The organism is Paenibacillus sp. PSB04 (assembly GCF_025809195.1).
In the GTDB taxonomy this organism is placed as follows: domain Bacteria; phylum Bacillota; class Bacilli; order Paenibacillales; family Paenibacillaceae; genus Paenibacillus_AQ; species Paenibacillus_AQ favisporus.
Genome location: NZ_CP081301.1, coordinates 3,490,610 through 3,502,806 on the forward strand (window position 1 = coordinate 3,490,610; position 12,197 = coordinate 3,502,806).

Consider the following 12,197-nt stretch of genomic DNA (forward strand, 5'->3'; position numbering starts at 1 on the left):
AAGGAGACGCGAAATCGATGAGCAATGTGAAGGAGAACCGTTGGTACAGCAAGGATCATGAATGGGTGGAAAAGGCAGGCGGATCTGTGGTCCGCATCGGGATCAGCGACTTCGCCCAGCACCAGCTGGGGGACATCGTGTTTGTGGAGCTGCCGGAAGCCGGCGCCGACGTCGCGGCCGAAGAGAGCATCGGAACGATCGAGTCGGTCAAAACCGTGTCGGATCTGTTCAGTCCGGTGAGCGGCAAAGTGACCAAAATCAACGATGCGCTGGAAAGCGAGCCGGAGCTCGTCAACAGCGAGCCGTACGACGGAGGCTGGATGATCGAGGTAGAGGTTGAAGGAGATTTGGAAGAGCAGCTGCAATCGCTGCTGACGGCAGAGCAGTATGAGCAATTTTTGAACGAATAATAACGATATCGAGACAGGGGCTGGGGCACATCGTGCCGCAGCCTTTTTGATTTTATACCACGATTTTATACGAGGGCCCATTATCCCGGCACAGCTTATTGCACCTGCAGCGCGGGTTATTTATGACCAGGGTTCGGTTTGTCGATAACAAGAACAAGAGGAGGGTACATACGCCGCTAAATGGAAGCTGCCCTGGATCTATTATTCTATGATTTGAAAGAACCGTGCAACTATGGGGTAAATGCTAGCGTACAAGCATATAATGATTTAACCATGCAGTCACAGCTGTCCCGTAAATTTGGGCAGGGAAAAGCTTATAGAACCCCTTACAAATGGCAAGAAAGTAACATAGGATGTAGTGAAAGCGATTTTTTGAGGCATTTATTCAGGTAAACCATGGTGGTGAGATGAATGATGATGAATAACGTGGAAATATATGAAGGCGGCGACCTGGGATGTCATTATACGCATCTTGAAAGTATATTCAAAGTTTGGGCGCCGACGGCGGCGAAGGTAACCCTCGCCTTGTATGACGATGCCGGAACTTATGACGGCGGAGCGCTTACCGATCACGCCGGAGGGTTCGAAATCGGCATGAGACGCGGGGAAGGCGGCGTATGGTCACTTCATTTCAGAGGCGATTTGGCCGGAAAATATTATATGTACAAGGTGGAGCACCCGGACGGACGGGAAGTTTATGCGGCCGATCCTTACGCCCGGGCGGTCAGTGCCAACGGGCAGCGGACGGCGATCGTCGACGTGAAGGCCGCAAGCCCGGAGGGCTGGGAAGAGGAAGAAACTCCCGGTCTTCTGGGGGTGGAAGACTCGGTACTCTATGAACTGCATGTCAGGGATTTTTCGATCAGCCCGGATTCCGGGCTCCAGTATAAAGGCAAGTTCAAAGCGTTTACGGAGACAGGCGTGCGGGACGCAGCCGGCAGCCGGCTCGGCATCGATCATTTGGCCGAACTCGGCGTGACACATGTCCATCTGCTGCCGATTTTTGATTATGCGACGGTGAACGAGCTGACGGTCGATGATCCGGACTCGGCAGAACCGAAATTCAACTGGGGTTATGATCCCCAGCATTACAACGTGCCGGAAGGCTCCTACGCGACCGACCCGTCAAGCCCCGAAGTCCGGATCCGGGAATGCAAGGAGATGATTATGGCGCTGCACCGCAAAGGAATCCGGGTCGTGATGGATGTGGTGTACAATCATACCTACTCTGCGGGGGAAGGCCTGTTTGAGAAGGTTGTGCCGGGTTATTTTTACCGGACCGATGCGTCAGGGCGGTTCAGCAACGGCTCCGGCGTTGGGAACGAGCTGGCAACCGAGCGCCCGATGGTCCGCAAATACATCAAGGATTCCCTGCACTATTGGGCGGAAGAATACCATATCGACGGTTTCCGTTTTGACCTGATGGGTCTGATCGACACGGACACGATCGCGCAGATCACTGAGGAGCTCCGCCGCGAGCATCCGGGACTGCTGATTTACGGGGAGCCTTGGACAGGCGGTGAAACGCCGCTGAAGCAGCAAACCTTGAAAGGATCCCAAAGGGGTAAAGGCTTTGCCGTTTTCAACGACAATTTCCGGGGGGCCATCAAGGGAGACAGCGACGGTGCGGGAAAGGGCTTTGCCACGGGGCAGCCCGGCAAGGAAGCGGCGGTATTGGCCGGCATTCAGGGGGCAATCGACGATTTTACCGGATCACCTACGGAGACGATCAACTATGTGACGGTTCACGACAACCTTAACCTGTGGGATAAAGTACTGATTACGCAGGGACTGGGAGGTGATCTGATCCGGGGTATCGATAACGGCCAACTTGCCGGAGGGGGAAGCCTCGAAGAAGCTGTCGCAGCCACCGATCCTTACCGGAGCATCGACCAGGACCGGCTGCTGGAGAACGAAAGCGTCCGGAGAGCACTGCTGGCCAACGGCATCGTGCTGACTTCTCAGGGCATTCCGCTCATTCATGCGGGTGACGAGATGCTCCGCAGCAAATTCGGCGACCACAACAGCTACCGGAGCGGGGATGCGATTAACGCCATCCGCTGGAGCAACAAGTCCCGGTTCCTGCCGGTATTCGAGTATTACCAGGGACTGATCGCGCTGCGCCGCGCCCACCGGGCGTTCCGTATGACGGACAAGGAGCAGATCAAACGGAGCATGGAGGTCATGCGCTGCGACGGCAATGTCGTCGCTTACCGGCTGAAGGATCATGCCAACGGCGATACGTGGAAAAATATCATCGTCATCTACAACGCAAACGTTCGGGAGGCGCAGGTCGACATTCCGTTTTCCATTACCGGCTGGAAGGTGGCCGTCAAAAACCTTCAGGCCCGGAACGGGGCGCTGGAGATGATCGTCGACGAAACGGTGAGCGTCCCAGGCCTGTCGGTCATGGTTCTGTATGAGGAAGAAGGCGGCCGTCCGCGCCCGCTCAAGACGGTGGAGCTGCATTATGAGCGCCAGGACCGCAAATATGACGGCTGGAACTTATGGGTATGGGGCAGCGGCATGCGGGAACGCCGGGTCGATTTTGACCGGATGGAGGACGGACGCGCTGTGGCGACGATATATGTCCCGCTGAACGTGCAGGAAATCGGATATATCGTGCGGCTGAACGAGTGGGAGGCGAAGGACTGCGACCAGGACCGGTTTATCAAGCTCGGATGGCATCACAGCAAGCTGAAGGTGCTTGTCCGGAGCGGATCGGACGACTGGAAGAAGATCAGCTGACGCCCGGGTGCCGGGAGGAGTGCGGCCGGCTGTGTAAGGGGGCTGGCTGGAGCGTACGGCAACCTGGGGATGGAGCAGCTTAACAGGTTGGAAGGTTTGGCCGCATTAGAAGCTTGCAAGCTGAGAAGTTTAGAAGCCTAGAAGCCTAGAAGCTTGGGGCGACGGTATGACGGAAATATGGAGCTTTCTTTTCTGTAACCGGAATAGGGATGCATGCATTTTACAAAAACGGGTGATTCCTATAAAGTAAAGTGAGATTCCCTTGGATAGGGTGATATATAACAGAGAAAGAAGGCTTACGATGACCGAGAAACTGCTGTCGCCTCTGGTGAAAACCTTTGACATGCTGCCCCATCCCGAGGGCGGGTGGTACAAGGAGTTATGGAAGGCGTCCTTTGAAATCCCGAAAGACGTGCTGGATCCCAAGTATTCGGGTTCGCGCCCTTCGGCGACTTCGATTTATTTCCTGCTGCATCCGGAGGAATCCTCCGCGTGGCACCGCGTTTATTCCGATGAATTGTGGCTGTGGCATTCCGGCAGTCCGCTCGAGCTGCTGCTCGGAGGCGATGGGGAACAGCCGGGCGGGGAGACCAAAATCATTTTGGGAATGGACGTTGATAAAGGTCAGGTGCCGCAGGCGCTCGTTCCGGCCAATGTCTGGCAGGCGGCCAAGCCGCTGGGCGACGAGCCGGTGTTCGTCTCCTGCGTCGTTTCCCCAGGCTTTCATTTTGACGATTTTACGATGATATCCGGAAAATAAAACCTTCGGCAGCGGCATGTGCCGTTCGCCGGGCCAGCCTAAATCCCGCACGGTTGCAATGACCGATGCGGGATTTTTTGTGATATTGGAAAGGACCGCTTTAAGACGTTTTTGTTTAGATATACTGCTCCTTCCTTCGGTGTACTCCGGGCTAAGCAGCGTACAGATGCAGCTGGCTGTTTTGCGCTGCAAGGTTTTGATTTCGCCAAAAATGGGTAATACATAGATATGCCTGTGTACTGCAGGGGACAGATTAAATATCAGAGGAGGTTGTAAAAGATGACATCTCATTCTCTTACAGCAGAACGAAGAACCGACACGAAGCATTCGAGCCTGCGCAGCTTGAGACAAAGCGGACGCATTCCGGCGGTGGTCTACGGGACACAGACCGAGAGCATGCCGGTCAGCGTCGATGCGAAGGAGCTGGCGAAAGTTGCCAGAACAGGCCGGTCCGAAGTGTTCAAGCTGAAGGTGGAAGGCTCGTCGGATCTGGACGTGATCATCAAGGATTACCAGCGCAAAGCCGGTGAGTGGATGCATGTGGACTTCATGCACATCTCCGCCAACAAGCCGATCAAGGTTCGCGTTCCGATCGACTTCCAAGGTACGGCTGCCGGCACCAAGGTGGGCGGCGTGCTTCAGCATCAGGAGACCGAGCTTGAAGTCGAGGCGCTTCCTGCAAATCTGCCATCCGCGATCACCGTGGACGTATCGCATATGGAAATCGGCGACAAGCTGGTAGCCGGAGACATCCAGCTGCCATCCGGCGTAACGCTCGTAGCCTCACCGGAAGAGCTGGTTGCTTCCGTAACGGCATCCCGCATGGCGACGGAGGCCCAGGCTGCGGACGAATCCGTGGCAGCGGAGGGAGAAGAAGCGGCGGAAACGGCTGCAGAAGACAACAACGAATAAAACGTCTTATCATATACATGCTTGTACAGGAAAACCCCTGGTCGTTCACGACCAGGGGTTTCTTTGCATGAGACATGTGTGAGATGCACTGCGAATCGCCTGTGTACGTTTCGCCCGCATAAGCATCACCTGCTTACGCGTCCTGCTGCTCCAGCCACTGCCCATACGCCGCATCCAGCTGTGCCTGCAGCTGCTCCCGCTCTGCATGAAGCTGCTGCAGGCGCCCCAGATCTGAGGCGGCGCCTTCCTCCAGCATGTCGGCGTCGATCTGCCCCAGACGGGCCTCAAGCTCCTTGATCGACTGCTCGAGTGAAATGGAAGCAGAGGCATCGCTTTTCCGGGAACGCCGCTCGCCGGTATCGGGGCGCGCAGCAGCCGGCTTGGATACCGGCTCCTTGCCCTGGCTGCCGGCTTCCGCGCCCTTTGAGCCAGCCGCCTCAGCCTTCCGTGCCTGCGCCGCCGTTTCGGCTTCGCTCAGCTTGCGGATTTCCTGTTTGTAATCCTCGAAGTTACCGATGAAGGAACGGACCTGCCCGTGATCCAGGCTCCAAATTCTGGCCGCCAGCCTGTTGATAAAATACCGGTCGTGGGATACGCCGAAGATGGTGCCGGGGAACTCCTCGAGCGCCTCTTCCAGCGCTTCCCTCGCGTCAATGTCCAAATGGTTGGTCGGTTCGTCCAGAATCAGCAGATTCGGCTTCTGCTCCATCAGGATGGCGAAGCGCAGCCGCGTCCATTCCCCGCCGGAGAGGCTGCGGATGTCTTTGAATACATCGGCGCCGTAGAACAGGAATCGCGCCAGCCGGCCGCGGGCTTCACCTTCCTCGATGCCGGCCTGTTCCCGGTAGTACTGAAGCACGTTCTGCTTGACGGATTCCGGCGTTTCCTCCTGCGCGAGGTAACCGATGCTGACGCGCGAGCCGACGGCCACGCTCCCCTCCGTCGGTTCGAGCTCGCCCAGGGCCAGCTTGATCAGCGTACTCTTGCCGCTTCCGTTGCCGCCGAGCAGCATGACGGTTTCCCCGTACCGGAGCGTTTCGTTGACGCCTTTGAACAAGGTGCGTGTGCCGTACGATTTGCCCAGCTCCTCGAACACGAGCACCTGCTTGCCGGAGCGGTCTTCCTGCTGCAGCGACAAATCCATCGTCTTTCGTTCAAGCACCGGCCGCTTCAGCTTCACCATACGGTCGAGGGCCTTCTGCATGGAGGCGGCACGGCGGTGGAACCCGGCGTTCGGCGGGTTGGACCGGTTGCCCCACTCGATCAGCTGTTTGATGCTTTCCTGCATCTTTTTGATTTTTTTCTGCTGCTCCTGGTAATCGGCAAACTGCTGCAGGAGCCGCGCTTCCTTTTCCTTTTGATAACCGCTGTAGTCGGTGTGGTAGGTAAAAGCTTCTCCGTCTTCAATCTCGACCACCTTGGTCACGAGCTTGTCGAGAAAGTAACGGTCATGCGATATCGTAAGCACGGTGCCGCGGTATTCCTTCAGGAACTGCTCCAGCCATTCGATCGCCGCCATGTCCAAGTGGTTGGTCGGTTCGTCCAGCAGCAGCACATCAGGCTGCTCAAGGAGCAGGGAGGCGAGCCCGATTTTGGTCTTCTCTCCCCCGGAGAGGGAGGCGAAGGGGCGGGTGTACTGGCCCGCGGGGATGCCAAGGCCGCCGGCGATGCGGTCAATGGTCGCTTCCATTTCATAACCGCCGGCTGCTTCAAAGCGTTCCTGCAGCCTGCCGTATTCGGCGAGCCACTGCTCTGGCTCTTTGCCGCCGGAAGCGGAGGAGCCGGACATCAGCGCCTCCAGCTCGCGCATCCGCCGCTGCCATTCAAGCGGCGCCGTAAAAGCGCGCAGCAGGATGTCATACACCGTTTCGCCGTCTCCGGCTTGGGGAATTTGGGCGAGGAAGCCAAGCTTGGCGCCCCGCGAAATGGAGATTTCGCCTTGATCCGGCTTGTCTCCGCCGTTCAGCAAGTGGAGCATCGTCGTTTTTCCGCAGCCGTTGCGGCCGATCAGGGCCGCTTTTTCCCCTTCGCGGATTTCAAAGGATACATCAGACAGAACGAGCTGGGCACCATGGTATTTTTGTATGTTTTTGCATTGAATCATCATTGTATTTTCCTCCATAGAAGCCGCATCTACAGAAAAAAACCGCAGGGAAATGTCCCTGCGGCTTGAACGTTCAACGCTTATCCGTTGAAGTTAAGGTAGGAGCGGCATTTCGCAATTTTGTAAAACAACCGGATTGTTAAAAATGGACAGACGGATCCCGTTAACGGGAACTCTGTAAAAAATGCCGGACAAAATCATCGGCAGTTGATTGATCCGGTCGTTTCCAAAATTGCGTACCACTTCTACCTCACCTCCCTGTTAAAAAAAGTTAGCTTTATTGTATCCACAACGAGTGCTAAAAGCAAGCAATGGATGAAACATTTTATGAAAATGGCCATATCACCCGGATCAGAACCCTCAGCAGGCTTTGGATGTGTGGTCCCAATTCGGCTTCGGGCTGTCGAAGGGGTGTCGGTGTGTACGGCTGATTTGTAATAGCGGGACGGGCATTTATCTCCAGACCGGCATTATAATACAATAAGATGCAGTGGTTGAAACGAGTGGAGGGCCTCATGAAGAAAAAAATAATGTTTACCGGCGGAGGGTCCGCCGGACATGTCACGGTCAACCTGGCGCTGATCCCGCTGTTCCGGCAGGAAGGCTGGGCGGTGGAATACATAGGCTCGGTCAATGGGATCGAGCGGGAGCTGTTGTCGCCGCTGCCGGACGTGGCGTATTTTCCGATATCGACAGGGAAGCTGCGCCGGTATTTAGACTGGCAAAACGCCAAGGATCCGTTCCGGATCGCCAAGGGCGTCTATCAGGCGTACCGTCTCATCCGCCGCCGGAAACCCGATATTGTATTTTCCAAAGGCGGGTTCGTATCTGTGCCCGTCGTCATCGGTGCCTGGCTGAACCGGGTGCCAGTTATCATTCACGAGTCGGACATCACGCCGGGGCTGGCCAACCGGATTGCCATCCCGATGGCTGAAGCGGTGTGCACGACGTTTCCGGAAGCGACTGCGCATATCGGCAAGGGCAAGGGCCGCCATGTCGGCGCAGTCATCCGGAATGAGCTGAAACAGGGCAGCGCTGCCGCCGGACGGAAGCTGTGCGGGTTCACCCCGCGGAGGCCCGTTCTGCTGGTAATGGGCGGCAGTCTTGGCTCGCAGAGCATTAACGGGGCGGTACGCCAGGCGCTGCCTGAGCTGACGGAAGCTTTTCAAGTCGTGCACTTATGCGGGAAAGGGCAGCTCGATCCGGCGCTGACGGTTCCCGGCTATTGTCAATTCGAATACATTCGCGATGAACTGCCGGATGTGCTGGCGATGTCGGATCTGGTGATCACCCGTGCCGGCTCCAATTCGATCTTTGAGTTCCTTTCCTTGCGCAAGCCGATGCTTCTCATCCCATTGACCCGGCAGCAAAGCCGGGGCGATCAAATTCTTAATGCGCATTCGTTCGAAAAAGCGGGTTATGCCGAAGTGCTGGAAGAGGAAGGTCTGACTCCGCAAACGCTGCTCGAGCGGATCCGGGTTTTGCATGCCCATCGGGATGCCTATGTATCGGCCATGGCGAGCGGCCAAAAGACGGACGCGCTTGCGGAAGTATTCAAGCTGATCAAAGAAACCGCAAAAAGCCGTTAAAGATCGTCTGCGCCAAGAAAAGGAACCTTATTTTACCTGAACGGATAGAGAACAAGAGTTCCTAATTTTTCGCTTTCCTGAGCCGAACTATGGTATATTGAGTACACGAGATTTTAGGACAGGAGACCGGAAAGGACGGAAGACATGCTGGCTTTTACTTCGCAAAGAATCAGATCATTATGCGGCGCATCCGCCTTTAAACGGGGTGAGGAATACTGCGCCTACGGTCAGGTCATGATCGTGGAACGCGATGACGATAACCGTTACATTGAAGCGGTAGTGCAGGACGAGGATATATACCGGGTGGAGGTCGATATCGACGGAGCGGATTTCAGCGCAACCTGCCACTGTGCGGGCTTCGGCGGATATTATCCTTACTGCAAGCATATCGCCGGCGTCTTGATCTATCTGCTGGAAGAAGAAAAGGGCGGGGCGGACCGGCTGCAGCCGCGGGGGGAGGTCGTCCCGATTCCGACGCCCGCGGTTTCCTCCAGGGACGTGCGGCTCACCAGCGGACTGATCGAGCTGTTTGAGCAGATGGCGGACAGCGAACGGCTGAAGACCGGCCAGAAAGCGGCGAGCGTGCTTAAGGAAACGCTGGCTGTGGAATGGACCTGCAAAGTGACGGACGAGTATCAGCCGGAACCGAAGTTCCGGATCGAGATGAAGGTCGGACCGAACCGGCTGTACGTCGTGCAAAATATCAGGCAGTTTCTGCTTCACATCGAGGAAGGAAGAAGCCTGCCCTTTACCAAGCTGTTCACTTACAGCCCGAAGCAGCACACGTTCCGGCCCGAGGACTGGGCGGTCATCGACATGCTGATCCGGATTTGCGGCAGCGAGTTCGCGTATGATGAAGCAGGACGATCCATTCCTGGCTTCGCTGCCTCGGGCAGCCAGCGGATGCTGACGATCCCGCCGTTGGGCTGGAACGAGCTGCTGCCTTTGCTGGTCAAGGCCGGGGCTGCGATGGAGCGCGAGTATGCTTCACCTCAGCCGATTCAGCTGGGTGAAGGCCAGATACCGCTGTCTTTCCATGTGGGCAGCATCGATAGCGGCGACGCCTATCATCTGGAAATCAACGGGCTGAAGCGGGTCGTTGTGATGACCGCGTACGGCTGCGCAGCTGTTGACGGCACGATATACCGGCTGCCGGTGCGCGACCTGCTCCTGCTGTCAGAGATGAAAACCTTGATATACCGCTATGACCATAAGCGGATTAACATATCACCGCACCAGATGGACGCACTGATGGAGAAGGTGGTTCCCGGCTTGCGGCGCATCGGGAAGGTCGGCATGGACGCCAGCGTCCGGGATCAGCTGGTGCAGCCGGACCTCGTGGCCAAGCTGTATTTGGACCGGGACGAAACCGAGCTGACCGCAAGGCTGGAATTCGTGTACGACGGGATTGTGATCGACGCATTTGCCGATACGGATGCCCGGAAAGACGGCGACTTTATTCTGGTCCGGGACACGGACAAGGAGCGGCGGATGATCGAGGCGTTGAAAGGAACGGACTTTGTGCAGAACGGACGCGAAATGGTGCTGGACCTGTCGGAAGAAGACAGCGTATACGACGTCCTGTTTCATTTGCTGCCCAAGCTGGAGAAATGGGTCCAAGTATACGCCACTCCCGCCGTCAAGCAGCTGATGCACAATCCGAACAAGCCTCCGAAAATCAAGGCGGACACGGACCATACGACCAACTGGCTCGAGATCAACTTTGAGCTGGACCATGTGAGCGACAAAGAAATCCGCAAGCTGCTGCTGAGCGTGATTGAGAAGCGGAAGTATTACCGTCTTCCCGGCGGTGCGTATGTGTCCCTGGAAAAGGAAGCCTTCCAAACCTTCGGCGAGCTGTATGACGAGCTCGGGATGAAAAAAGGCGATATTACCGGCAGCCATATCCATCTTCCTCTGGTCAAGGGTCTGCAGCTCCGTGACAAGGAAGGCCGGGCTTATGGGGTCCAGATGGGGAAATCGCTGCGGCAGCTGATTGATCATATGACGCATCCCGAGCAGATGGACTTCGATGTTCCTGAGGAGCTTGCCGACGTGCTCAGGGATTATCAGCGCGACGGCTTCCAGTGGCTGAAGACGCTTGGCCATTACCGGTTCGGCGGGATTCTGGCCGACGACATGGGGCTGGGCAAAACGCTGCAAAGCATTGCCTACATTGTGTCCGAACGCAGGGAGAAGGAAGGCGGGCACCTTCCGGTCCTGATCGTATCCCCCGCATCGCTCGTATATAACTGGGAGAGCGAGTTCCAGAAATTCGCTCCGTCCGTTCAGGTTCATGTGGCCCTAGGCGCGCGGAAGGAGCGCAGCGATTCCCTGCTTCGCATAGCGGCTGCGGGCGCAGAAACCGAATCTCCTGACAGCCTTGCTGCGCAGCAGGCGGACGTCATTATCACCTCTTATCCGTCCCTGCGCAAGGATATCCGGCTGTACCGGGAGATGGGCTTCAGCACCCTGTTTCTTGACGAAGCCCAGATGATCAAAAATTACGCGACGCAGACCGCCCAAGCGGTGCGGGAAATCCATGCGGAGCGGCGGTTTGCGCTGACGGGCACGCCGATCGAAAACGCGGTGGATGAGCTGTGGTCGATTTTCGAGGCGGTATTCCCGGGTCTTTTTACGGGTCAGAAAGCTTTCCGCGGCCTGACCCGCGGCCAGATCTCTCGGATTGTGCAGCCGTTCATTTTACGCCGGTTAAGGGCTGATGTGCTGGACGAGCTGCCGGAACGGATCGAGACGGTTCAGCGCTCGGAGCTCAGCCTTGAGCAGAAGAAGCTATACGCCACTTACCTCGAGGAATTCAAAGAAGAGACGATCCGTGACCTGGAGATGGAGGGGTTCCAGAAGAGCCGGATGAAAATATTGGCCGGCATCACGAGGCTTCGTCAGCTGTGCTGCCATCCCTCGCTGTTTGTGGACGGGTACGAAGGTCCGGCCGGCAAGCTCTCCCAGCTGCTGGACGTGGTCGACGAATGCCTCAGCAGCGGGCGGCGGATCCTGATCTTTTCCCAGTTTACGAGCATGCTCCGGATCATCCGCAGCGAGCTGGGTCAGCGGGGGATTCCGGTCTTTTATCTGGACGGGCAGACTCCGGCCAAGGAGAGGGTAGACACGTGCTCGCGGTTTAACCAGGGAGAGAACGACGTATTCCTGATCTCGCTCAAAGCGGGCGGGACAGGGCTGAACTTGACCGGAGCGGACACGGTCATCCTGTACGATTTGTGGTGGAATCCGGCGGTGGAAGAGCAGGCCGCGGGACGCGCCCACCGGATGGGGCAGAAAAACGTGGTCCAGGTGATTCGCCTGGTGACGAAGGGCACCGTGGAGGAAAAGATGCTGGAGCTGCAGCAACGGAAGAAGGATTTGATCCGCGAAGTGATGGAGTCGGCGGATGACGCGGTCACGACCTTGACTGAGCAGGAAATCCGCGAGCTGCTTGCCTTATAGAGAGTCATTTTTATTCATGGAAGTACCATGAACCGGACCTGGGAGGGGCCGGTTTTTTTCTTGTCCAGCTGCATGAACCGGCTGAGCTCCTTTTGGTCCCGATAAATTTTCATGAAAAAGATGCAGGAATATGAACGGCAATGGCGAAATTTACCTCTATGCTTTAGTATAAATGACCTATTACTTGTGATCCATTCACGGACTTGGGA

Annotated in this window: 8 protein-coding genes; 6 read left to right on the plus strand and 2 right to left on the minus strand. The window is 56.6% G+C overall.

Features of this window, described 5'->3' with window-relative positions:
• The first annotated feature begins 17 nt into the window (after nt 1-17).
• From gcvH to K2F33_RS16110, 4 genes are all read left to right on the plus strand, one after another.
• On the plus strand, nt 18-410 hold the full coding sequence (gcvH, locus tag K2F33_RS16095; RefSeq protein WP_263882193.1) for a glycine cleavage system protein GcvH: 393 nt from the start codon (nt 18-20) through the stop codon (nt 408-410).
• 411 nt (nt 411-821) lie between these two features.
• Entirely contained in the window at nt 822-3,158 is a 2,337-nt protein-coding gene (gene pulA, locus K2F33_RS16100; protein ID WP_318672614.1) for a type I pullulanase, read from the plus strand.
• A 301-nt stretch (nt 3,159-3,459) separates the two neighbouring features.
• Entirely contained in the window at nt 3,460-3,918 is a 459-nt protein-coding gene (locus K2F33_RS16105; protein ID WP_145131506.1) for a cupin domain-containing protein, read from the plus strand.
• Nucleotides 3,919-4,197: 279 nt separating this feature from the next.
• Complete coding sequence (locus K2F33_RS16110) at nt 4,198-4,830, plus strand: 50S ribosomal protein L25 (protein ID WP_076169684.1); 633 nt, start codon at nt 4,198-4,200, stop codon at nt 4,828-4,830.
• 133 nt (nt 4,831-4,963) lie between these two features.
• Here K2F33_RS16110 and abc-f read toward each other — a convergent pair whose 3' ends face one another.
• Nucleotides 4,964-6,937 carry a ribosomal protection-like ABC-F family protein gene (gene abc-f / locus K2F33_RS16115; protein ID WP_263882194.1) on the minus strand — a complete coding sequence of 658 codons (1,974 nt, stop codon included), beginning with the start codon at nt 6,935-6,937 and terminating at the stop codon, nt 4,964-4,966.
• A gap of 90 nt (nt 6,938-7,027) precedes the next feature.
• Complete coding sequence (locus tag K2F33_RS33635) at nt 7,028-7,177, minus strand: RAxF-45 family protein (protein ID WP_279628456.1); 150 nt, start codon at nt 7,175-7,177, stop codon at nt 7,028-7,030.
• 272 nt (nt 7,178-7,449) lie between these two features.
• On the opposite strand from K2F33_RS33635, the gene K2F33_RS16120 reads away from it, so the two are divergent.
• Both K2F33_RS16120 and K2F33_RS16125 read left to right on the plus strand, forming a co-directional pair.
• Complete coding sequence (locus tag K2F33_RS16120) at nt 7,450-8,523, plus strand: undecaprenyldiphospho-muramoylpentapeptide beta-N-acetylglucosaminyltransferase (protein ID WP_263882195.1); 1,074 nt, start codon at nt 7,450-7,452, stop codon at nt 8,521-8,523.
• Between the two features lie 144 nt (nt 8,524-8,667).
• Entirely contained in the window at nt 8,668-11,988 is a 3,321-nt protein-coding gene (locus K2F33_RS16125; RefSeq protein ID WP_263882196.1) for a DEAD/DEAH box helicase, read from the plus strand.
• Nucleotides 11,989-12,197: the final 209 nt, after the last annotated feature.